Origin of the sequence: Nocardioides secundeburneus, assembly GCF_039939255.1 — a bacterium.
Classification (GTDB): domain Bacteria; phylum Actinomycetota; class Actinomycetes; order Propionibacteriales; family Nocardioidaceae; genus Nocardioides.
In genome coordinates, this window is the sequence record NZ_JBDUUE010000002.1 from 97,540 (window position 1) to 120,832 (window position 23,293).

At 72.2% G+C, this 23,293-nt stretch carries 14 protein-coding genes; 11 read left to right on the forward strand and 3 right to left on the reverse strand.

The genetic code is table 11. The features are described 5' to 3' along the window. Nucleotides 1–5: 5 nt before the first annotated feature. From ABFT23_RS05470 to ABFT23_RS05480, 3 genes are all read right to left on the reverse strand, one after another. The gene (locus ABFT23_RS05470) at nt 6–1,103 is read right to left on the reverse strand and encodes a PAS domain-containing sensor histidine kinase (RefSeq protein WP_347893203.1); all 1,098 of its coding nucleotides are present in this window, start codon (nt 1,101–1,103) and stop codon (nt 6–8) included. Between the two features lie 202 nt (nt 1,104–1,305). Beyond that, complete coding sequence (gene icmF / locus ABFT23_RS05475; RefSeq protein ID WP_347893204.1) at nt 1,306–4,500, reverse strand: fused isobutyryl-CoA mutase/GTPase IcmF; 3,195 nt, start codon at nt 4,498–4,500, stop codon at nt 1,306–1,308. Nucleotides 4,501–4,591: 91 nt separating this feature from the next. After that, complete coding sequence (locus tag ABFT23_RS05480) at nt 4,592–5,620, reverse strand: LacI family DNA-binding transcriptional regulator (protein WP_347893206.1); 1,029 nt, start codon at nt 5,618–5,620, stop codon at nt 4,592–4,594. 188 nt (nt 5,621–5,808) lie between these two features. On the opposite strand from ABFT23_RS05480, the gene ABFT23_RS05485 reads away from it, so the two are divergent. The 11 genes from ABFT23_RS05485 (at nt 5,809) to ABFT23_RS05535 (ending at nt 23,250) form a co-directional block, all read left to right on the forward strand. Then, nucleotides 5,809–7,341, forward strand: coding sequence for a sugar ABC transporter ATP-binding protein (locus ABFT23_RS05485; protein WP_347893209.1), 1,533 nt, complete (start codon nt 5,809–5,811; stop codon nt 7,339–7,341). Next, entirely contained in the window at nt 7,338–8,381 is a 1,044-nt protein-coding gene (locus tag ABFT23_RS05490) for an ABC transporter permease (RefSeq protein WP_347893210.1), read from the forward strand. The genes ABFT23_RS05485 and ABFT23_RS05490 overlap by 4 nt, the downstream gene beginning before the upstream one ends. Beyond that, entirely contained in the window at nt 8,378–9,511 is a 1,134-nt protein-coding gene (locus ABFT23_RS05495) for an ABC transporter permease (protein ID WP_347893211.1), read from the forward strand. The genes ABFT23_RS05490 and ABFT23_RS05495 overlap by 4 nt, the downstream gene beginning before the upstream one ends. Further along, nucleotides 9,508–10,557 (forward strand): rhamnose ABC transporter substrate-binding protein, encoded by a 1,050-nt coding sequence (gene rhaS, locus ABFT23_RS05500; RefSeq protein ID WP_347893212.1) that lies wholly within the window; start codon nt 9,508–9,510, stop codon nt 10,555–10,557. Before ABFT23_RS05495 ends, rhaS begins: the two co-directional genes overlap by 4 nt. Nucleotides 10,558–10,604: 47 nt before the next feature. Continuing rightward, nucleotides 10,605–10,955 (forward strand): L-rhamnose mutarotase, encoded by a 351-nt coding sequence (locus ABFT23_RS05505; protein WP_347893213.1) that lies wholly within the window; start codon nt 10,605–10,607, stop codon nt 10,953–10,955. Between the two features lie 2 nt (nt 10,956–10,957). Further along, nucleotides 10,958–12,166, forward strand: a complete 1,209-nt coding sequence (gene rhaI / locus ABFT23_RS05510; protein ID WP_347893214.1) for an L-rhamnose isomerase — start codon at nt 10,958–10,960, stop codon at nt 12,164–12,166. A gap of 85 nt (nt 12,167–12,251) precedes the next feature. Further along, on the forward strand, nt 12,252–14,300 hold the full coding sequence (locus ABFT23_RS05515) for a bifunctional aldolase/short-chain dehydrogenase (RefSeq protein WP_347893215.1): 2,049 nt from the start codon (nt 12,252–12,254) through the stop codon (nt 14,298–14,300). 17 nt (nt 14,301–14,317) lie between these two features. Further along, the gene (locus ABFT23_RS05520) at nt 14,318–15,805 is read left to right on the forward strand and encodes a rhamnulokinase (RefSeq protein WP_347893216.1); all 1,488 of its coding nucleotides are present in this window, start codon (nt 14,318–14,320) and stop codon (nt 15,803–15,805) included. Next, complete coding sequence (locus tag ABFT23_RS05525) at nt 15,802–17,043, forward strand: alpha-hydroxy acid oxidase (RefSeq protein WP_347893217.1); 1,242 nt, start codon at nt 15,802–15,804, stop codon at nt 17,041–17,043. The genes ABFT23_RS05520 and ABFT23_RS05525 overlap by 4 nt, the downstream gene beginning before the upstream one ends. Further along, a complete protein-coding gene (locus ABFT23_RS05530) occupies nt 17,044–17,265 on the forward strand; it encodes a helix-turn-helix domain-containing protein (protein WP_347893218.1) in 222 nt (73 codons plus the stop codon). A 201-nt stretch (nt 17,266–17,466) separates the two neighbouring features. Then, nucleotides 17,467–23,250 carry a family 78 glycoside hydrolase catalytic domain gene (locus ABFT23_RS05535; protein WP_347893219.1) on the forward strand — a complete coding sequence of 1,928 codons (5,784 nt, stop codon included), beginning with the start codon at nt 17,467–17,469 and terminating at the stop codon, nt 23,248–23,250. Nucleotides 23,251–23,293 lie beyond the last annotated feature (43 nt).

Consider the following 23,293-nt stretch of genomic DNA (forward strand, 5'->3'; position numbering starts at 1 on the left):
CGATCCTATGAACCGAGGCGGACGCAGAACCGGTTGCCGCCGTCGTCGGGCGTCTCGACGTCGATGCGACCGTCGTGCAGCTCGGCGATGCGGTGCGAGACCGCGAGCCCCACCCCCGAGCCGGTGGCCGTCGTCGCGGCACCGCGCTGGAACATCGCGAAGATGCGTCGTCGGTCGGCCTCGGGGATCGGGTCGCCGTTGTCGTGCACGCGCACCGTGACCGTCTCCCAGGCGGGGTCGAGCACGGCGTCGACGACGATCATGACGTCGCGGTCGTCCGGCACGTGCTTCACGGCGTTGCCGAGCAGGTTGCCGAAGAGCTGCCCGAGCAGGCGCTCGTCGCCGCGCACCACGGGCAGACGGTGCACGTCGATCGTGACCGGGCGCCCGGCCGACTGGACCTGCTCGCCGACCACCCGGCCCACCAGCGCGTCGAGGTCGACCGGCTCGCGCACGGCCAGCACCCGCCCGATGCCGAGGTAGCGCAGGATGTCGTCGATGAGCGCGACCCCGCGGTCGGCGGCGACGTCGATGTGCCCGGCCAGCAGGTCGGCCGGGCCGCCGTCGAGGTGCTCGCGCAGCAGCTCGACGTAGCCCTTGACGACCGCGAGCGGCGCCCGGAGGTCGTGCGCCATCGCCGCGGAGAAGGCCCCCACGTCGTCGGCCGCGCGACGCATCGCGGCGACCTCGTCGAACCGGGCCGTGACGTCGTCCATGAGGCAGTGCAGGGTGGTGCGGCCGCCGGCGTCGACAGCCGGCCACACGACGCAGTCGACGCGCAGCAGACGCCCGTCGCGCGTCGACATCGGGACGGCGCGGTGGCGGCCGAGGATGCCCGACATGCCCGTGGTGCGGAAGTCGTCGACCTGACGTCGGTGCAGCGCCGCCCGGCGGCTGCTGAGCAGCAGGTCGGCGAGGCCGCGCGCGCGGACCTCGTCGAGCGACCAGCCGAACACGGCGACGGCCCGGTCGTTCCAGGTGACGACCCGCCCGGAGGCGTCGACCGAGACGTAGGCGTCGGGCACGTGGTCGAGCAGCCCCGGCGGCACGGGCGGAGGCGGCGGGGTCGGCTCGACCCGCGGACCACCCCCGATCGCCGTCACCGGGACAGTGTGACCCAGACCGGCCCGCCCGAGAAGCGATGGTCCAGACCTGATCGAGGTCGGCGCGCTCCGCGGCGCCGACCCCGCGCTCACCTGTCTCGAGACGCGTCGCTCGCCCCGTCGCTGCGCGCCGGTCCGAGCCGACGCTCCTCGACCTCTTCGCTGATCGGGGTCGGCGCGCTCCGCGGCGCCGACTCCGCGCTCAGACGTTGCGGCGGTACTGGCCGCCCACCTCGAAGAACGCCTCGGTGACCTGGCCGAGCGAGCACACACGGGCGGCGTCCATGAGGACGGCGAACACGTTGTCGTCGGAGGTCGCGGCGGCCTTGAGGCGCGCGATCGCCTCGGCGGCCTCCTCGCTGTGCGCGGCTTGGAAGGCACGCACCTTCGCCAGCTGCGACTCCTTCTCGGCGTCGGTCGCGCGCGCGAGCTCGACGGTGGCCGGGGTGGCGTCGTCGGCGTGCGGCTTGAGGAAGGTGTTGACGCCGACGATCGGCAGCGAGCCGTCGTGCTTGCGGTGCTCGTAGAGCATCGACTCGTCCTGGATGCGGCCGCGCTGGTAGCCGGTCTCCATCGCGCCGAGCACACCGCCGCGCTCGCTGATCGCCTCGAACTCGCGCAGCACGGCCTCCTCGACGAGGTCGGTGAGCTCGTCGATGACGTAGCTGCCCTGCAGCGGGTTCTCGTTCATCGCCAGGCCCCACTCGCGGTTGATGATCAGCTGGATCGCGAGTGCGCGCCGCACCGACTCCTCGGTGGGCGTGGTGACGGCCTCGTCGTAGGCGTTGGTGTGCAGGCTGTTGGCGTTGTCGTAGATCGCGATGAGCGCCTGCAGCGTGGTGCGGATGTCGTTGAAGTCCATCTCCTGCGCGTGCAGCGAGCGGCCGCTGGTCTGCACGTGGTACTTCAGCTTCTGCGAGCGCTCGTTGGCGCCGTAGCGGTCGCGCATGGTCACCGCCCAGATGCGGCGCGCGACGCGGCCGATCACGGAGTACTCGGGGTCCATGCCGTTGGAGAAGAAGAACGACAGGTTGGGTGCGAAGTCGTCGATGTCGAGCCCGCGCGCGAGGTAGGACTCGACGTAGGTGAACCCGTTGGCCAGGGTGAAGGCCAGCTGGCTGATGGGGTTCGCTCCGGCCTCGGCGATGTGGTAGCCGGAGATCGAGACCGAGTAGAAGTTGCGGACGGAGTGTTCGATGAACCACTCCTGGATGTCGGCCATCATCCGCAGCGAGAACTCGGTCGAGAACAGGCAGGTGTTCTGGCCCTGGTCCTCCTTGAGGATGTCGGCCTGCACCGTGCCGCGCACCGTGGCGAGCGCGGTGGCGTCGTCGACGCCTTGGGCGCGCGCCTGGTCGAGCACGGTGTTGAGGAAGAACGCCAGCACCGTGGGGGCCGGGCCGTTGATCGTCATCGAGACCGACGTCGACGGCGCCAGCAGGTCGAAGCCGTCGTAGAGGATCCTCATGTCGTCGAGCGTGGCCACCGAGACACCCGATGTGCCGACCTTGCCGTAGATGTCGGGACGCTCGTCGGGGTCGCGGCCGTAGAGGGTGACCGAGTCGAACGCGGTGGACAGGCGGGTGGCCTCGCCGTCCTGCGAGAGCACCTTGAAGCGACGGTTGGTGCGGGCCGGGTCGCCCTCGCCGGCGAACATGCGGGCGGGGTCCTCGCCGTCGCGCTTGAACTGGAACACGCCGGCGGTGAAGGGGAAGAAGCCGGGCAGGTTCTCGCGACGCCAGAACCGGACGAGCTCGCCGTGGTCGTCGTGACGGGGGAGCGCTACGCGCGGGATCTTGCTGCCGCTGAGCGACTCGCGGGTCAGCCGGGTGCGGATCTCCCGGTCGCGGACGACGACGACCTGCTCCTCGCCCGAGTAGGACTCGACGACGGCCGGCCAGGCCTCGATCTGCTCACGGACGCCGCGGGGCAGGTCGTCGCGGGCCCGGCCGAGCAGCCGGGCGACGTCGTCGGCCCCGGCGCTCGCACCCGCCGCCGTCAGCTCGTCGGACACCGCGTGCAGTCGTTGCACGCGGCGGGCCTGCTCGACCAGCACCTCGGTGTCGGCGTGGTAGCCGCGCACGGCGGCGGCGATCTCGGCGAGGTAGCGCACGCGCTCGCCCGGGATGGCGGGGTGGATCTCGGTGGAGACCTTGCCCTCGACGGCGGGGAGGGTTCCCTCGTCGACCGGCAGGCCCTGCTCGTCGAGCAGACCGCGCAGGTGCTGGTAGAGCGCCGTGACGCCGTCGTCGTTGAACCGGGCCGCCGAGGTGCCGAAGACCGGCATGTCGGTGGGCTGCTGGCCGAACGCCTCGCGGTTGCGCACCAACTGCCGCCCGACGTCGCGCAGGGCGTCGGCGGCGCCGCGGCGCTCGAACTTGTTGATCGCGACCACGTCGGCGTAGTCGAGCATGTCGATCTTCTCCAGCTGCGAGGCGGCGCCGAACTCGGGCGTCATCACGTAGACGGAGGTGTCGACGAACGGCACGATGGCGGCGTCGCCCTGGCCGATGCCGGGGGTCTCGACGACGACGAGGTCGAAGCCGGCCGCCTTGAGCACGTCGATCACGTCGGGCAGGCACGCCGGCAGCTCGTGGGCACCGCGCGTGGCGAGGGAGCGGAAGTAGACGCGGTCGCCGTCAAGGGAGTTCATCCGGATGCGGTCGCCGAGCAGCGCGCCGCCGCCCTTGCGGCGTGTGGGGTCGACCGCGACGACGGCGATGCGCAGCTTGTCGTGCTGGTCGACGCGGAAGCGGCGGACGAGCTCGTCGGTGAGCGAGGACTTGCCCGAGCCGCCCGTGCCCGTGAGACCGAGCACGGGTGCGGTGGAGCGACCGGCGGCCTCGCGGACGACGGCGAGGACGTCGTCGCCGAGACGGCCCTGCTCGGCGCCGGTGATGGCGCGTGCGATCGCCGTCCGGTCGCCGCTGAGGACCTGGTCGGCGGTGACCTGCCGCTCGGCCCACAGGTCGAGGTCGCAGTCGCGGACGACGGAGTTGATCATGCCGGCCAGGCCCATGCGCTGGCCGTCCTCGGGGGAGAAGATGGTGACGCCGCTGCGGCGCAGGCGGGTGATCTCCTCGTGCACGATGACCCCGCCACCGCCCCCGACGACCCGGACGTGGCCCGCGCCGCGCTCGCGCAGGGACTCGACCAGGTACTCGAAGTACTCGATGTGACCGCCCTGGTAGGACGAGACCGCGACGCCCTGGACGTCCTCCTCGAGGGCGGCGTCGACGACCTCCTGCACCGAGCGGTTGTGCCCGAGGTGGATGACCTCGCAGCCCTGGCTCTGGAAGATCCGGCGCATGATGTTGATCGAGGCGTCGTGACCGTCGAACAGGCTCGACGCCGTGACGAGACGGACCGGGTTGCTGGGGACGTGCAGGTCGGCCACGGGTGCTCCCTGGGTGCGACGGGCAATTGGTAGGACTTCCAACCAGTTTAGTTGGGCGTCCTAGTAGTTGACCAGGCCGGGTGCGCCGGGGTCAGGTGCGCGTGGACTCCCTGGCGATCAGCTCGGGGGTGAACACGATCTGCTGATGGATGTGCTCGGGGTTGCCCGCCTCGTCGAGCAGGAGCCCGGCCGCGGCCCGGCCCAGCTCGGCCCGTGGCTGGCGGACCGAGGTCAGCGGCACCGCGGCGGCCGCGGCGAACTGGATGTCGTCGTAGCCCACGATCGCCAGCTGCTCGGGCACGCGGGTGCCGGCGCCGATCGCCGACTGGAGCAGGCCGAGCGCCGTCATGTCGTTGGCGCAGAACGCCGCCGTCGGACGACGGGACGCGGGCAGCCCGGCCAGCCGTGCGCCGGCCTCGCGGCCCGCCTCGACGTCGAGGCTGTCGGTGACGATCGGGACCAGGTCGGCGTCGGGCAGGCCGGCCTCGGCCCACGCCCGCCGGGCGCCCTCGAGGCGCTCGCGGACCTGGCCGAGCCCCGAGGGGCCGCCGACGAAGGCGACCCGGGTGTGGCCGCGGTCGACGAGGTGCTCGATGGCCAGACGCCCGCCGAGGACGTCGTCGACCGCGACCGAGCAGAACGTGGCGTCGTCGCGGGTGCGGTCGACGATGACCAGCGGTGTGCCCCGGTCGCGCACCGCGCTGAGGGTGGGCGACTCGGGGTCGACGGGGGTGACCAGCAGGCCCTGCACGCGCTGCTGCTGGAACAGGTCGAGGTGGGCGGCCTCGCGGTTGCCGCGCTGGCCGCTGTTGCAGAGCACGAGCGAGAGCCCCGCCGCCTCGGCGGCGACCTCGATGCCCTGGGCGACGTCGGTGAAGAACGGGTTGCCGGCGTCGAGCATGACGTAGGCGAGGGTGCGGCTGGTGCCGGCGCGCAGCTGGCGCGCGGACTCGTTGCGCACGAACCCGAGGTCGGTCATGGCCCGCTCGACGCGCGCCCGCGTGGCGGCGCTGACCCGCTCGGGGCGGTTGAGCACGTTGGAGACCGTGCCGAGCGAGACCCCGGCCGAGGCGGCGACGTCCTTGACCGAGGCGGACCGGGGCCCGCTCACCATCGTCATGCGTTCGGTCTCCTCGTTGCCAGCTGCTGGATCGCGTGTGTGAAACGTCGCAAGCAGACCACGGCGAGGCCGTCAGCGGCAACGAACGAGAAATTTCGGCGTCACCTCTTGCCAACTGTGATCGCCCTCACCTACGGTTCCCTGCTGTGAGTGAAACCTTTCAATCGCCCGCCCCGGGTGGTGACGTCGTGCTCGACCTGGACTCGGTCTCCAAGTCGTTCGGCGCCGTCCGGGCGCTGAGGTCGGGCACCTTGAAGGTCGCGGCCGGCTCGATCCACGCGCTGATCGGCGAGAACGGCGCCGGCAAGTCGACCCTGGTGAAGATCGTCGCAGGCGTCCACCGCCGCGACGCCGGGACCTTCCGCTTCCAGGGCCGCGAGGTCGACTTCGGCTCCACGGCCGAGTCCAAGGACGCCGGCATCGCGGTCATCTACCAGGAGCCGACGCTGTTCCCCGACCTGTCGGTCACCGAGAACATCTTCATGGGCCGCATGCCGCTCGGCAGCGCGCGTCGCATCGACCGCCAGGCCATGCACCGCGAGGCCGAGAGCCTGTTCGAGCGGCTCGGCGTCCGCATCGACCCGAAGCGGCCCGCACGCGGCCTGTCGATCGCCGACCAGCAGATCATCGAGATCGCCAAGGCGATCTCGCTCGACGCCGCCCTCCTCGTGATGGACGAGCCGACGGCCGCCCTCAGCGGGGTCGAGGTCGACCGGCTCTTCGCCGTCGCCCGCTCTCTGCGCGACGAGGGCCGCGGCCTGGTGTTCATCTCGCACCGCTTCGACGAGGTCTTCGACCTGTGCGACACCGTGACGGTGATGCGCGACGGCGCCTACATCGACACCCACCGGGTCGCCGACACCTCGGTGCCGGCCCTGGTGGCCCAGATGGTCGGTCGTGAGGTCGCCGAGCTGTTCCCCAAGGTCCCCGCCGAGATCGGCGACGTCGTCCTCTCGGTCGACGGCCTCAGCAGCGCCGGGGTCTTCCGCGACGTGTCCTTCCAGGTCCGAGCCGGTGAGATCGTCGGGCTGTCCGGGCTCGTCGGTGCCGGACGCAGCGAGATCGCGCGCGCCGTCTTCGGCGTCGACCGCTACGACAGCGGCACGGTCACGCTGCACGGCAAGCCGGTCAAGCCGGGCAACCCGCGCGCCGCCATCAGGTCGGGCATCGCCTTCGTCCCGGAGGACCGGCGTCAGCAGGGCCTCGTGGTCGACAGCTCGGTCGCCCACAACGTCGCCGGGGTCATCCGGCGCAACCTGTCGAAGGCGGGCCTGCTGACGACCGCGGCCGAGAACAAGGCGGTCCGCCCGTGGGCCGCGCGGCTCGAGGTGAAGACCAACGCGCTCGACATGCCGGCCACGACCATGAGCGGCGGCAACCAGCAGAAGGTCGTCATCGCCAAGTGGCTGGCCACCGAGCCGTCCCTGCTGATCATCGACGAGCCCACCCGTGGCATCGACGTCGGCACCAAGTCCGAGGTGCACCGGCTGCTCTCCGAGCTCGCCGGGCAGGGGCTCGCCGTCCTGATGATCTCGAGCGAGCTGCCCGAGGTGCTCGGCATGGCCGACCGCGTGCTCGTCGTCTGCGAGGGCCGCATCACCGCCGAGCTCGACCGTTCCGAGGCGACCCCCGAGAACGTGATGGCCGCCGCCACCGGCACGACCCCCGACCGGGTGCACGTCGCGCTGGAGACCCAGCAGGTCGAGGAGGTGACCGCATGAGCACGACCGTCGACACGACGCCCTCGACCGACCCGGGCCGCCGTCGTCCCGACGCCCGGGGCGTGGCCGGCGACCTGCTCCGCTCGCGCGAGCTCGCCGTCCTGGTGGTGCTGCTGCTGCTCGTCGCCGTGGCGACGTTCAAGAGCAACGGCTTCCTCACCGGTGACAGCTGGCGCGACCTCCTGCTCACCCCGAGCATCCTGCTCCTGCTGGCCGCCGGCCAGACGATGGTGCTCATCACCCGCAACGTCGACCTGTCGGTCGCCTCCACGCTGGGACTGACCGCCTACGCCACCGGCGAGCTGATGTCGTCGGGGCAGTCGCCCTGGGTGGCCGCCCTCGGCGGCGTGGCGTTCGGTGCCTTCCTCGGCGCCATCAACGGCGTGATGATCGCGTTCGGGCGGGTCCCGGCCCTGGTCATCACCCTCGGCACCTCGCTGGCCTTCCGGGGCTTCCTGCTCCACTGGGCCGGCAGCGACCGCGTCAACGCCTCCGAGATGGACTCGGGCTTCCTCGCCCTCGGCACCAAGCAGGTGCTCACCATTCCCGTGCTGACCATCATCGCGCTGCTCGTCGTCGTCGCGGTCGGCTACTACCTCCGGACGGCGCGCAGTGGCCGCGAGCTCTACGCCATCGGCTCCGACCCCGCCGCGGCGGCCCTGTTCGGGTTGCCGATCCGTCAGCGCGTCCTCGGCGCCTTCATCGCCTCCGGCGCGCTCGCCGGCCTGGCCGGGGTGTTCTTCGCCGCCCGCTACGGCGGCGTGTCGTCCAACGCCGGCCAGGGCATCGAGCTGCAGGCCATCGCCGCGGCCGTCATCGGCGGCGTCGCCATCTTCGGTGGCAGCGGATCGGTCTGGGGCGCCGCCATCGGCGCCTTCCTCCTCGTCACCATCGACCGGGTGCTGCCGATCCTCGGCGTCCCGGACTTCTACCAGCAGGCAGTGGTCGGCGGCCTCATCATCGGCGCCGTCGTGCTCGACCGCTTCCTCGCCTCCCGCGCCGAGCACCGCCTCGTCGCCGAACGTGAGGTCACGCCATGAGTGCCACCACCACCAAGAAGACCATCGACGAGGCGGTCGACGAGCGCACCTACGCCTCCTACGCCCGCCCCCTGCTCTGGCGCCTGGTCGCCACCCGCGAGTTCGCGGTCGTGGCCCTGCTGCTGCTCGTGTTCTTCTACTCCCGGGCCAACATCGTCGGCTTCGACGGACCGCTGACGCTCTACTTCCTGTTCCTGCAGTCGGCGCCGATCATGCTGCTGGCCCTGCCGATGACGCTGGTCATCATCACCGGCGAGATCGACCTCTCGGTCGCCAGCACCATGGCGCTCACCGGCGCGATCCTCGGCATCGCCTACACGAAGTGGGACCTGCCGTTCGTGCTCTCGATGGTCCTCGCGATCGGCGTGGGCCTGGCCTGCGGCCTGTTCAACGGCTTCCTGGTCTCCTACGTCAAGCTCCCCTCGATCGCGGTCACCATCGGCACGCTCGCCCTCTACCGCGGACTGGCCCAGGGCTTCCTCGGCACCGAGGCCATCAACGGCTTCCCGGAGAAGTGGACCGACCTGACCAAGGAGCGCATCAGCGACGGCTCGAGCTACCCGCTCGTCCTGATCCCCTTCGTGGTGCTGGCCATCGCGTTCGGACTGCTGCTCCACTTCTCCTCCTTCGGTCGCGGCGTCTACGAGATCGGCCTGAACGACGAGGCGGCGCGCTTCACCGGCGTCGACATCGCCCGCACCAAGCTGATCCTCTTCGCGCTCGCCGGAGCCGTCGCCGGGCTCGCCGGCGTCTACCAGACGCTCTACTCCGGCGTCGCCCGCGGCGACGCCTCGCAGAACCTCGAGCTGCAGGTCATCGCGGCCGTGCTGCTCGGCGGGGTCTCCATCTTCGGCGGCCGGGGCACGTTGCCCGGCGTCGTGGCCGGAGTCCTGCTCATCGCCGTCATCAACAGCGCCATGCGCCTCGACGGCATCCGGACCGAGGTCACCGACATCATCATCGGTTGCCTCCTCGTGGCCTCAGTACTGGCCCCCATGCTCCTGACCTGGGTCTCCGGGCTCGCTCCAGGTCGGGTCAGGCGGACGGCGTCCCGCTCGTCCACCCCCACTGAGCCGTCCGTCACCGGCGGGCCGTCGCTCGACTCGAAATCAGCCAACGAAAGGCAATGAAGCACATGTTGATCAAGACGAGGCGGCTGCCCGCCCTTGCCGCGCTGGCCCTGACGGCCACGCTGGCCCTCTCCGCCTGCGGCAGCGACGACGGCGACGGCGGCGACAACGGCGGCAGCGGTGGCGGCGGCGGTGGCGGCAGCGCCATCACCATGATCCCCAAGTCGCTCGGCAACCCCTACTTCGACGCCAGCACCGCCGGCGCCGAGCGGGCCGCGGGCGAGTTCGACGGCTCCATCGAGGAGGTCGGCCCGACCGGCGACGCCGGCCCCGACTCCCAGGTGCCGTTCATCCAGACCGCGACCCAGCAGGGCGTCGGCGCCCTCGTGGTCTCGGCCAACGACCCCTCCGCGCTGTGCGACTCGCTCGAGCAGGCCCAGGACGTCGACATCAAGGTCGTCACCTTCGACTCCGACACCGAGTGCCGCGACCTGTTCGTCAACCAGGCCGACGCCCAGGGCATCGCCTCCAAGCAGATCGAGCTGATCGCCGACCAGATCGGCGGATCGGGCGACATCGCGATCCTCTCCGCGGCGGCCAACGCCACCAACCAGAACGAGTGGATCTCGCTCATGGAGGAGGACCTGGCGGCCAACTACCCCGACATCAACCTCGTCGACACCGTCTACGGCGACGACGACGACCAGAAGTCGTTCGACCAGACCGCCGCGCTCCTGCAGGCCAACCCGAACCTGAAGGGCATCGTGTCGCCGACCACCGTCGGCATCGCGGCCGCCGCGCGCTACCTGTCGACCTCGGAGTTCAAGGGCAAGGTCGCGCTGACCGGCCTCGGCGCCCCGAGCCAGATGAAGACCTTCATCGACGACGGCACCGTCACCGAGTTCGCGCTGTGGAACCCCGACGACCTCGGCTACCTGGCCGCCTACGCCGCCGAGGCGCTCGTCAGCGGCGACATCTCCGGCGAGGAGGGCGACACCTTCACCGCCGGCGACCTCGGCGAGTACACCGTCGGTGCCGACGGCATCGTCGTGCTCGGCGAGCCGTTCGTGTTCGACGCCTCGAACATCAACGACTTCGACTTCTGATCCAGACCGACCCAGATCGACCCCCGCAGGAACAGGGAGCAACCACCGTGCCGCGCTACTGCTTCACGCTCCAGGTCCGCCCGGAACGGCAGCAGGAGTACGCCGACCGGCACGGCGCCGTCTGGCCCGACATGCTCCGGGCCCTGGCCGACACCGGCTGGCGCAACTACTCCCTGTTCCTGCGGGACGACGGGCTGCTCGTCGGGTACGTCGAGTCCGACGACCTCGACGCGGCCCAGGCCGCCATGGCCCGCACCGACGTCAACGCGCGGTGGCAGGCCGAGATGGCTCCGTTCTTCAGCGACCTCGACACCGCCCCCGACGAGGGCTTCGTCCGCCTCCAGGAGGTCTTCCACCTCGAGGACCAACTAGCTCCACCCACGACCACCGAAAGCTGATCATGACCGACCAACACCGCGGCGCCACCGGGTTCGCCGCCATCGCGCCGCTGCTCGAGGGCCAGGCGATCGAGCTCCCCTCGTGGGCCTTCGGCAACTCGGGCACGCGCTTCAAGGTGTTCGGCTCCCCGGGCACCCCGCGCACCGTCGAGGAGAAGATCGCCGACGCTGCCACGGTGCACCGCTTCACCGGCCTCGCCCCCTCGGTCGCCCTGCACATCCCGTGGGACCTCGTCGACGACTTCGGCGCACTGCGCGACTACGCCGCCGAGCAGGGCGTCGCCCTGGGCACCGTCAACTCCAACACCTTCCAGGACGACGACTACAAGCTCGGCGCCCTGACCCACACCGACGCCAAGGTGCGCCAGAAGGCGATCGACCACCACTTCGAGTGCCTCGACGTCATGGCCGCCACCGGCTCGCGCGACCTCAAGATCTGGCTCGCCGAAGGCAGCAACTACCCGGGCCAGGCCGACCTCCGCGGCCGCCAGGACCGCCTGCAGGAGTCGCTGCAGACGATCTACGACCGCCTCGTCGAGATGGACGGCGACCGCCGCCTCGTGCTCGAGTACAAGTTCTTCGAGCCGGCGTTCTACCACACCGACGTGCCCGACTGGGGCACCTCGTTCGCGCAGGTCAGCGCCCTGGGCGACCAGGCCGTCGTCTGCCTCGACACCGGCCACCACGCGCCGGGCACCAACATCGAGTTCATCGTCATGCAGCTGCTGCGGCTCGGCAAGCTCGGCTCGTTCGACTTCAACAGCCGCTTCTACGCCGACGACGACCTCATCGTCGGTGCGGCCGACCCGTTCCAGCTGTTCCGCATCATCTTCGAGGTCGTGCGGGGCGGCGGGTACGGCCCGGCCAACCCCGACGGCCACAGCGACGTGGCGTTCATGCTCGACCAGTGCCACAACATCGAGGACAAGATCCCCGGGCAGATCCGCTCGGTGCTCAACGTCCAGGAGATGACCGCGCGCGCCCTGCTCGTCGACCGTGACGCGCTCGCCGCGGCCCAGGAGGCCGGCGACGTCCTCGGCGCCCACGAGGTGTTCGTCGACGCGTTCTACACCGACGTCCGTGCCGACCTCGCCGCCTGGCGCGAGCAGCGCGGGCTGCCCGGCCACCCCATGCGTGCCTACGCCGAGTCGGGCTACCAGGCCCAGATCGAGGCCGCGCGCGTCGGTGGCTCCCAGCTCAGCTGGACCTGACCCGACGTCCCCCTCCCTGCAGGGGCCCCGGGGCTCGTGCCCGAGATCCCCGCACCTCGACCACCGCTCACCTCCGGAAGGAACCATGACCAACCCCAGCACCGCGGCCGAGCTGATCGCCCGGTCCAACCGCCTCGGCGCCGACCCCAAGAACACCAACTACGCGGGCGGCAACACCTCGGCGAAGGGCACCGAGACCGACCCGGTCACCGGTGAGCCCGTCGAGCTCGTCTGGGTCAAGGGTTCCGGTGGCGACCTCGGCACCCTCACCGAGTCCGGCCTCGCCGTCCTGCGCCTCGACCGGATGCGCGCCCTCGTCGACGTCTACCCCGGCATCGACCGCGAGGACGAGATGGTCGCCGCGTTCGACTACTGCCTGCACGGCAAGGGCGGCGCCGCGCCGTCCATCGACACCGCCATGCACGGCCTCGTCGACGCCGCGCACGTCGACCACCTGCACCCCGACTCCGGCATCGCCATCGCCACCGCGAAGGACGGCCAGGAGCTGACCTCGACGATCTTCGGCGACGAGGTCGTGTGGGTGCCGTGGCGTCGTCCGGGCTTCCAGCTCGGCCTCGACATCGCCGAGATCAAGGAGAAGAACCCCCAGGCGCGGGGCTGCATCCTCGGTGGGCACGGCATCACGGCGTGGGGCGAGACCTCCGACGAGGCCGAGGCCAACAGCCTGTGGATCATCGACACCGCTGCGGCCTACATCGCCGAGCACTCCAAGCCCGAGCCGTTCGGCCCGGCCCTCGAGGGCTACGGTGCCCTGCCCGAGGCCGAGCGTCGCGCCAAGGCGGCCGCGCTGGCCCCGACGATCCGCGGCATCGCCTCGCAGGACAAGCCGATGGTCGGCCACTTCACCGACATCCCCGAGGTGCTCGACTTCCTCGCCGCCGCCGAGCACCCGCGGCTCGCCGCGCTCGGCACCAGCTGCCCCGACCACTTCCTGCGCACCAAGGTCAAGCCGCTCGTGCTCGACCTGCCGGCGTCGGCCTCGGTCGAGGACTCGATCGCGCGGCTCCAGGAGCTGCACGTCGCCTACCGCGAGGACTACCAGGGCTACTACGACCGCAACGCGACCGCCGACAGCCCCGCCATCCGCGGTGCCGACCCGCTCGTCGTGCTCGTGCCCGGCGTCGGCATGTTCAGCTACGGCAAGGACAAGCAGACCGCCCGCGTGGCCGGTGAGTTCTACACCAACGCCATCAACGTGATGCGCGGTGCCGAGGGGCTCTCGACCTACGCGCCGATCGACGAGAGCGAGAAGTTCCGCATCGAGTACTGGGCGCTCGAGGAGGCCAAGCTGCAGCGCATGCCGAAGCCGAAGCCGCTCGCCACCCGCGTCGCGCTCGTCACCGGGGCCGCGTCCGGCATCGGCAAGGCCACCGCGGCCAAGCTCGCCGCCGAGGGCGCCTGCGTCGTCATCGCCGACCTCTCGCTCGAGAAGGCCGAGGCGGCCGCCGCCGAGATCGCTGGGTCGAAGGGCAGCGACGTCGCCGTCGGCGTCCAGGTCGACGTCAGCGACGCCGACGCCGTGCAGGCGATGGTCGACGCGGCCGTGCTCGCCTTCGGTGGTGTCGACCTCGTCGTCAACAACGCCGGGCTCTCGCTCTCGCGCTCGCTGCTCGAGACCACCGAGAAGGACTGGGACCTGCAGCACGACGTCATGGCCAAGGGCTCGTTCCTGGTCGCCAAGGCCACCGCGAAGGCGCTCATCGAGCAGGGGATGGGCGGCGACATCGTCTACATCTCCAGCAAGAACTCGATCTTCGCCGGCCCGAACAACGTCGCCTACGGCGCGGCCAAGGCCGACCAGGCCCACCAGGTGCGCCTGCTGGCCGCCGAGCTCGGCGAGCACGGCATCAAGGTCAACGGCGTCAACCCCGACGGCGTCGTGCAGGGCTCCGGCATCTTCGCCTCCGGCTGGGGTGCGAACCGCGCCGCCGTGTACGGCGTCGAGGAGCAGGACCTCGGCAAGTTCTACGCCCAGCGCACGATCCTCAAGCGCGAGGTGCTGCCCGAGCACATCGCCAACGCGGTCTACGTGCTCTGCGGCCCCGACATGACCCACACGACCGGCCTGCACGTGCCGGTGGACGCCGGCGTCGCCGCCGCGTTCCTGCGCTGAACGGATCCTCCACCACCGTGACCACCACCCACCTGCGCCTGGCCGCCGTCGACCTCGGGGCGACGAGCGGCCGGGTCATGGTCGGCCGCGTCGGCCCGGGCACGCTGAGCCTCGACGAGGCCCACCGGTTCCCCAACGGCGGCGTCCGCGCGCACGGCTCGCTCTTCTGGGACGTGCTCGGCATCCACCGCGAGGTGCTGGCCGGTCTGCGCTCGGTGGCCGGCACGGGCCCGCTCGACGGTGTCGGCATCGACTCCTGGGCCATCGACTACGGACTGCTCGACCGCGACGGGCACCTGCTCGGCAACCCCTACAGCCACCGCGACGCCCGCACCGACGGCGTCGCCGCGCGGGTGCTTGCCGAGGTCGACGCCACCGACCAGTACGCCACCACCGGTCTGCAGCAGCTGCCCTTCACCACCGTCTACCAGCTGGCCGCCGCCCGGGGCAGCGCCGCGCTCGAGGCCGCAGAGACCCTGCTGCTCCTGCCCGACCTGCTCGGCTACTGGCTCACCGGCGCGGTCGGCGCCGAGCGCACCAACGCCTCGACCACGGGGCTCTACGACGTCCGCACGCGCGAGTGGGCCGTCGACCTCGCCAAGCGGGTCGGGCTGCCGTGGGGCATCCTGCCGCCACTGCGCGACCCCGGCGACCTCGTCGGCACCCTGCTGCCCGAGGTCGCCTCCGAGATCGGTGCGCCGCCGTCCACCCCCGTGGTGGCAGTCGGTTCGCACGACACCGCGTCCGCCGTCGTCGGGGTACCAGCTGAGGGGATCCCCGGCGACGGCGCGGCGTTCATCTCCTCGGGCACCTGGTCGCTCGTCGGGCTCGAGCTCGACAAGCCGGTGCTCACCGAGGAGGCACGCCTGGCCGACTTCACCAACGAGGGCGGCGTCGACGAGACCGTGCGGTTCCTCAAGAACGTCATGGGCCTGTGGGTGCTCTCCGAGGCCATCCGCACCTGGACCGACCGGCGCATCGACGGGTGCGACCTCGCCTCGCTGCTGGCGGCCGCCGCCGACGCGCCGGCGCTGCGCACCGTCGTCGACATCAACGACGCGAGCCTGCTGCCGCCCGGCGACATGCCGGCCCGCATCCAGGCGCTGGCCGAGCGAGCCGGCGAGCCGGTGCCGCGCACGCCGCAGGCGATCACGCGCTGCATCCTCGACAGCCTGGCGCTGGCCTACCGGCGTCACCTGCGGACGGCGGCCACCCTCGCCGGTCGCGAGCTCGGCGTCGTCCACGTCGTCGGCGGGGGCACCCGCAACGAGCTGCTCTGCCAGCTCACCGCCGACGCGCTCGGCGTCCCGGTGCTGGCCGGGCCCGCCGAGGCCGCCGCCCTGGGCAACGTGCTGGTGCAGGCACGGGCGCTCGGCGCCGACCTGCCCGACCTGCAAGCCATGCGGACGCTGGTCCGCTCGACCCACGACCTGCGACGTCACGAGCCGAGGTCCGGGGTTGACTGGGACCAGGCCGAGAAGCGTCTGGAAGAAGGAACCCGATGAAGCGGCAGATGCCCAAGCGCCACGACCTGGCGCCGCTGATGAAGTTCAAGAAGCCCGAGATGTCGCCGAAGAAGCGTCGCCTCGAGAAGGCGTTGACGATCGACGACCTGCGGCGGGTGGCCAAGCGCCGTACGCCGAAGGCCGCCTTCGACTACACCGACGGTGCCGCCGACGGTGAGGTCTCGCTGGCCCGGGCCCGCGAGGCCTTCGGCGACGTCGAGTTCCACCCCGCGATCCTGCGCGACGTCTCGGTGGTCGACACCTCGCGCGAGGTGCTCGGTCAGAAGGTGGCGCTGCCGTTCGGCATCGCGCCCACCGGGTTCACGCGGATGATGCAGGCCGAGGGCGAGATCGCCGGCGCCACCGCCGCGGCTGCGGCCGGCATCCCGTTCTCGCTCTCCACGATGGGCACGACGTCGATCGAGGCGGTGGCCGAGGCCGCCCCGGCCTCGGCCGGTGCGCGCAACTGGTTCCAGCTCTACATGTGGAAGGACCGCGACCGCTCGATGGCGCTGGTCGACCGGGCAGCGGCGGCCGGGTACGACACGCTGCTGGTGACGGTCGACGTGCCGGTGGCCGGCGCGCGGCTGCGCGACGTCCGCAACGGCATGACCATCCCGCCGCGGCTCACGCCCGGCACCGTCGTCAACGCGATCCCGCGCCCGGCCTGGTGGATCAACTTCCTCACCACCGAGCCGCTGGCCTTCGCCAGCCTCGACTCGTGGTCGGGCACGGTCGCCGACCTGCTGGACACGATGTTCGACCCCACCGTCACCTACGACGACCTCGCCTGGATCCGCTCGCAGTGGCCGGGCAAGGTCGTGGTCAAGGGCGTGCAGTCGGTCTCCGACGCCGTCCGGCTGGCCGACGCCGGCGTCGACGCCGTGCTGCTCTCCAACCACGGGGGCCGCCAGCTCGACCGCGCCCCGGTGCCGTTCCACCTGCTGCCCGAGGTCGTCAAGGAGGTCGGCGACGACGTCGAGGTGCACCTCGACACCGGCATCATGTCGGGCCAGGACATCGTGGCCGCGCTCGCGCAGGGCGCCCACTTCACCCTGATCGGCCGGGCCTACCTCTACGGCCTGATGGCCGGTGGCCGCGAGGGCGTCGACCGCACCATCGAGATCCTCCAGGGGCAGATCGAGCGCACCATGCGTCTGCTCGGCGTCCGTACCCTCGACGAGCTCGAGCCCGGGCACGTGACGGCGCTGCAGCGCCTGGCCCCCCGGCCCCGGTAGGTGACCCTGACCGTGGTCATCGAGGCAGCACCGGGGTGGGACCAGACCGATCTCACGATCCTCGGACTGCTCGCCGAGGGCCACACGGTCGACACCGTCGCGCGCAAGGTCGGCATGTCCGGCCGGACCGTGCGCCGGCGGCTGCGGGTGCTCGCCGACGACGTCGGCGTGGAGACGACCATCGAGACCGTTGTGCACGCCGTGCGGGTCGGGTTGATCTGACGGCGACCGGTCGGGCGGTAGGTGAGCCACCGAATCGGCCCTGTCGTGGGGCCGGAACGGTGGCTCACGCACCGCCCCGCGCAGCGCCGCGCTGACCGGATCCGGCCAACTCCGGTCGGCCTTGTTGTGACTGCCGTCACCGACTCCTTACGGTGAGAGCCCTGGAACGTTTCATTCCAGGTTCTCGAGCGAAGGACGACGATGACCCTCCCGCCCTCCCTGCGCCGACGCCTCGGCGTCGCCGCCCTACCGCTGGCGCTCGTGGCGCCGGTGCTCGCCGTCCCGGCCCTGACGCCGGTGCCGGCCGTCGCCGGTCCCGCGCTGCTCCGGGCGGTCGCGCCGCCGTCCCTCACCGCGCTCGAGGTGGAGCGCAAGGCGACGCCGGTCGGCATCGACGTCGACCGGCCGCGGTTCTCGTGGGTGGTGCAGTCGGCCGAGCGGGGCGTGACCCAGGAGTCGTACCGGATCCGGGTCGCCACCGAGGCCGAGGGCCTGTCCGGCACGCTGGCCTGGGACAGCGGCGTCGTGGCCTCCGACGAGGTCTACGTCGAGCTCGACGGGCCGGCCCTCGAGGCCGCGACGGGCTACGTCTGGTCGGTCGACGTCGTCACCTCCGTCGGGACGGCGTCCGCGACGTCGTCGTTCCGCACCGGGCTGATGGACGACGGCGACTGGGGCGACAGCGAGTGGATCGGCAACGCCCGCGGCGACCAGCCGATGACCTTCGCCGGCACGCCGTGGATCTGGACACCCGAGTCGGGTGCCCCGGTCGCCCCGGGCGAGCCCCGCGCGTTCCGCCGCACGCTCACCTCACCGGCCGGTCGCAGCGCGACGCGCGCCGACGTGCTGATCACCGCCGACGACTCCTTCGACCTGCGCGTCAACGGCACCCAGGTCGGGGCGACCCAGGGCGCGGTCAACGAGTGGCAGCAGTCGCACCTCTACTCCGTGCCGGTGCAGCCCGCCACCAACCTGATCGCCGTCCGCACGACCAACGGGGCCGGCTCGCCGGCCGGGCTCATCGCGCGCGTCGTCGTGCACTACGACGACGGCTCCACCACCGAGGTCACCACCGACACGGCGTGGAAGGGCAGCAAGACGGTGCCGGCCGACTGGTTCTCGCCGACGCTCGACGACGGCTCCTGGCCGGCAGCCGTCGTCCAGGCCACCTACGGCTCGGGTCCGTGGGGCAGCGGCGTCCGGGCCCCGCAGACCCAGGTCGCCCCCGCGCCCCTGCTGCGCAAGGAGTTCGCGATCGACGGCGAGGTCGCCGACGCGACGGTCTACGTCGCCGCCGGCGGCTACGCCGACGTCTCGCTCAACGGCGAGCCGATCTCCGACGACGTGCTGTCGCCGGGCTTCACCGACTACGACGACACTGTGCAGTACGTCGGCACCGACGTCACCGACCAGCTCGAGGCGGGCAACAACGCGATCGGTCTCGAGCTCGGCCGCGGCTTCTACGGCATGACCGGCGGCAACGTGTGGAACTGGCAGTCGCCGCCCTGGCACGACGAGCCGGTGGCGCGCGCCGTCCTCGAGGTCGAGTACGCCGACGGGCGCACCGAGCGCGTGGTCACCGACGACTCGTGGACCATCCACGACGGCCCGACCCGATTCGACGACCTCTACGGCGGCGAGCTCTACGACGCCGCGCAGGTGCAGCCCGGCTACGACACGGTCGGCTTCGACGACGCCGGCTGGGTCCCGGCCAGCGAGGTCGACGGCCCGCGGGGCGAGCTGGTCGACCAGCGCCAGCAGCCGATCAAGGTCATCGAGTCGCTGCCGGCCACCGCCGTCGACGAGGTCGCCACGGGTGTCTACCGCGTGACGTTCCCGCGCGTCATCGCCGGCTGGGTCGAGTACACCGCGCAGGGTCCGGCCGGCACGACGATCCGCGCCCAGGCCGGCGAGAAGCTGCGCGCCGACGGGCGCGTGAACTTCGACAACAACGGCGGCTTCCAATCCGGGTTCCAGACCGACCGGTTCGTGCTCGCCGGCACCGGTGCCCCCGAGACGTGGGCGCCGCAGTTCTCCTACAAGGGCTTCCAGTACCTCGAGGTCACCGGCTGGCCGGGCACGCAACCCCCGCCGCTGAGCGCCTTCACCGCTCAGGTCGTGCACACCGACGCGCCGCGCACCGGCTCGTTCGAGAGCTCGAGCGCGACCATGAACGCCACCCACGAGGCGACGGTCGACACCCTCGCCAACAACATCCACGGCATCCCGACCGACACCCCGATGTTCGAGAAGAACGGCTGGACCGGCGACGCCGCCGTCGGCGCGGAGATGTTCCTGCTCAACATGGACGTCCACGAGCTGTTCGCGAAGTGGATGCGCGACCTGCACGAGACCCGCGACGCCAAGGGTGCGCCCATGGTGATCGCGCCCAGCTCGGGCAGCTGGGGCGAGTGGGGCGTCGCGCCGCCGTGGCACTCGGCCTACGTGCTCATCCCGTGGTGGCTCTACCAGTACGGCGGCGACGACCGCGTGCTGCGTGAGCAGTACGACGGCATGGCCGCCTACGTCGACCTCGAGATGGGCCGCAGCGACGACGGGCTCGTGACCTCCAACCGCCTGGCCGACTGGGTGAGCCCCGAGGCGAGCCCCGCCGGCGGCAACGCGCCCGAGGACTCCCGCGTCTCCGGCACGGCCTACCTCTACACGATGCTCACCTCGATGAGCCGCAGCGCCGAGCACCTCGGCAAGGACGCCGACGCCGCACGGTTCGCCGCTGACGCCGAGACCGTGAAGGCCGCGTTCAACGACACCTTCCTCGACGAGTCGGCCGGCTTCTACAAGGGCAGCGGCGACCGCGGCTACCGCCAGACCCACAACGTGCTCGCGGTCGCGTTCGGCCTCACGCCCGACGCCGAGACCGAGCAGGGCGTCGTCGACAGCATCGCCGCCGACGTCAGGGCCAAGGGCGTGCACCTCAACACCGGCGTGCTCGGCACCAAGTACCTGCTGCCGGTGCTCACCGACCACGGCTACGCGGACCTGGCCCACGACCTCGCCGTGCAGACGACGTACCCCAGCTGGGGCTACATGATCGAGCAGGGTGCCACGTCGATGTGGGAGCACTGGTCGACCGACGCGCGCTCCTACGGCCACTACTTCCTCGGCACGGTCGACGACTGGTTCTACCAGTCGGTCGGCGGCATCAAGGCCTCGCCCGAGACCGGCTACCGCGACATCACGATCGCGCCCGCCGTCACCGGCGACCTCGACTGGGCGACGACCACGACCGACACCCCCTTCGGCCCGGTGGGCTCCGACTGGCGCCACGACGAGAGCGGTGCTCTCCATCTCGACGTCACCGTGCCGGTCGGCTCGACGGCGACCGTCGTCGTGCCGGCCGAGAACGCTGCGTCGGTGGTCGAGGGCGGCGGCCTGGCCTCCGAGGCCGCCGGCGTGACCGGCTCCACCTACGCCGACGGCGCCCTGCGCCTGACCGTCGGGTCGGGGCAGTACGCGTTCCGGGTCGACGAGACCCTCGCCGCCTTCGGCCGCGTGCTCGACCGCGTCACGGCGGCGCAGACCCGTGCCGACGAGCACCGCGACGCCGGCGACCTGACGCCGGCCGACCACGCCACCGTGACGACCGGTCTCGACGGCGTCCACGGCCAGGTCGTCACCGCGATCGAGGCCGCGCTCGCCGCCGACGAGACCGGAGCCACCGCCGCGCTGGTCGACGCCCTCGACGCGGCCCGCGCACTGCGCGAGACCGTGGCCGGCTCGACGATCGACGGGCCCGTGCGGGGCGACCTCGGACGCCGCGTCGACGCCGTCGTGGCCGCGCTCGAGAACGTCGTCTCGCAGCGCTACGGCGTCGCCGTCTCGGTCGCCCCCGTCGCCGCCCCGGTGCTGCCGGGCGACCGCGTGACCGGCGAGGTCACCGTCACCAACGCCGGGACGACGCCGATCCGCGACCTCGCGGCCACAGTGGTCGTCGACGGGTGGACGGTGGACACGTCGTCCCTGACCCTCGCCGGGCTCGCCCCCGGCGACTCCCGGGTGCTGCCGTTCACGGCCACCGTGCCCCTGGGCGCCTCGCCCGGCCCGCGTGACGCCGAGGCCACCCTCACCTGGACCGGCGCCGACACGCACACGGTCACCAGCTCCGGCCGGTGGGTCATCGTGGCCGGTGGCGTCGACGTGGTGTCGGTGACCGGCGCGCAGAGCTCGCCGTCGTCGGGCACCGTGACGGTGCGTGTCGCCAACACCGGCTCGACGTCGGTCGACGGACGGGTCGACGTGTCGACCCCCGCAGGTTGGCCGGACGCCGTGCCCTCCGAACCCGTGTCGGTGCCGGCGGGGGAGACGGTCGACGTCGTCGTCCCGGTGCTCGTGCCGCGACGCGTCGTCGCCACCGCCCACACGTTCGGTGCCTCGTTCGCCCGGGGGAGCGACGAGCTCGCCTCAGGGTCGGGCACCTTGACGGTCGCCCTCGAGACGCCGCCGACCAGCGCGGTCGACCACGTCGACTTCGGCGACGCCACGTCGGAGAACGCCCACGCCGTCCAGGCGTCGCCGTCCAGCGGCACGAGCACCGAGGCGGGCCTGACCCGGCGCTACAGCAACTCGACCGTGCCCGGTTCGTGGTACTCCGCGCTGTTCGACGTCCCCGCCGGCGCGCCGTTCGTGCTGCGCCTGCGCGAGACGTTCGACGGCGCGACGACCAAGGTGTTCAACCTCTACGTCGACGACGTGCTCGAGGGCCGCTACACCGTCGGGCGCACGCAGGGCGGGTCCGGGTGGCTGGCCCACCAGCTCGTCGTCGAGTCGCCGGCCGCGCTCGCGCAGACCGCCGACGGCACCGCCCGCCTGCGCTTCGAGTTCCCGCCCGAGGGCGGTGGGTACGACCCGTCGATCGCCGACGCCTGGGTGCTCCCGACCGCGGCGACGGACGACGTCGCACCGCTGGTCGGTGCGCGCGTCACCACCGACCTGGCGGGTCGCAACGGCTGGCACCGCGGCCCCGCAACCGTCACCGCCGTCGCCTCCGACGACCGGCCGGGCGCGCCCGCCGTCGAGGTCGGCCTCGACGACGGCGCCGGCTGGACGCCGTACAGCGCACCGGTCCGGGTGACCGGCGACGGCACCCACCGCGTCGACCTGCGGGCTCGCGACGCCGCCGGCAACCGGTCCGTCGTGCGCACCCTCCAGGTGCGCATCGACGCCACCGCGCCGACGACCCGGGCCACCGTGCGGCCCGACGCCACGCAGGCCCGGGCCGTGGTCGGCCTCGACGCCGACGACGCCACCAGCGGCGTCGCCGCCACCTGGGCCCGCGTCGACGGCGGCGCCTGGCAGGCGGTCGACGGCGACCTCGTCGTCACCGGCTCGGGCGAGCACGTCGTCGAGCACCTCGCCAGCGACGTCGCCGGCAACGACGGCCGGCTCCAACGGACGACGTTCACGCTGTCGGAGGTCGCGACGCCGGTCGCCACGGCCCCGCCCGCCGTCCGGGGGACGGCGCGGCTCGGCCAGGTGCTGACCTCGACGGTCGGCGCCTGGGACGCCACCGGCCTGGCCTTCGCCCGCCAGTGGCTCCGCGCGGGCCGGCCGATCGCCGGGGCGACCGCGGCGACGTACCGCCCGACCGCGGCCGACGTCGGCCGGCGGCTCTCGGTGCGGGTCACCGCGGCCCGGGCCGGCCTGCAGCCGGGCACCGCGACCTCGGCCCCGACGGCCCCGGTGGCCAAGGCGGTCGCGACCGTGCGCACGACTGCCCCCGCGAAAGTCCGGGCCGGACGCAAGGCCCGGGTGGCGATCACCGTCGCCGCGCCCGGCTCGGCGGTGACCGGACAGGTGCGGGTGCTCCTCGACGGCAAGGTCGTGCGCACGCTGCGCCTGGCCGGCGGCAAGGCCGTCACCCGGGTCGTGGTGCGTCGCGGTGCTCACCGCGTCGTCGTCCGCTACCTCGGCTCGCCGACCGTCGCCGCGGCATCGTCGGCGGCGCGGACGATCCGGGGCCGCTGACCCCGGTGCACGCCAGCCCCGCCGGCCTGTGCCGGCGGGTCTG

Coding starts and splice junctions, on each gene's coding strand:
- ABFT23_RS05495 (WP_347893211.1), top strand. CDS start 8,378: ATGAGTGCCACCACCACCAAGAAGACCATCGACGAGGCGGTCGACGAG.
- ABFT23_RS05525 (WP_347893217.1), top strand. CDS start 15,802: ATGAAGCGGCAGATGCCCAAGCGCCACGACCTGGCGCCGCTGATGAAG.
- rhaI (WP_347893214.1), top strand. CDS start 10,958: ATGACCGACCAACACCGCGGCGCCACCGGGTTCGCCGCCATCGCGCCG.
- rhaS (WP_347893212.1), top strand. CDS start 9,508: ATGAAGCACATGTTGATCAAGACGAGGCGGCTGCCCGCCCTTGCCGCG.
- ABFT23_RS05490 (WP_347893210.1), top strand. CDS start 7,338: ATGAGCACGACCGTCGACACGACGCCCTCGACCGACCCGGGCCGCCGT.
- ABFT23_RS05480 (WP_347893206.1), bottom strand. CDS start 5,620: ATGACGATGGTGAGCGGGCCCCGGTCCGCCTCGGTCAAGGACGTCGCC.
- ABFT23_RS05515 (WP_347893215.1), top strand. CDS start 12,252: ATGACCAACCCCAGCACCGCGGCCGAGCTGATCGCCCGGTCCAACCGC.
- ABFT23_RS05535 (WP_347893219.1), top strand. CDS start 17,467: ATGACCCTCCCGCCCTCCCTGCGCCGACGCCTCGGCGTCGCCGCCCTA.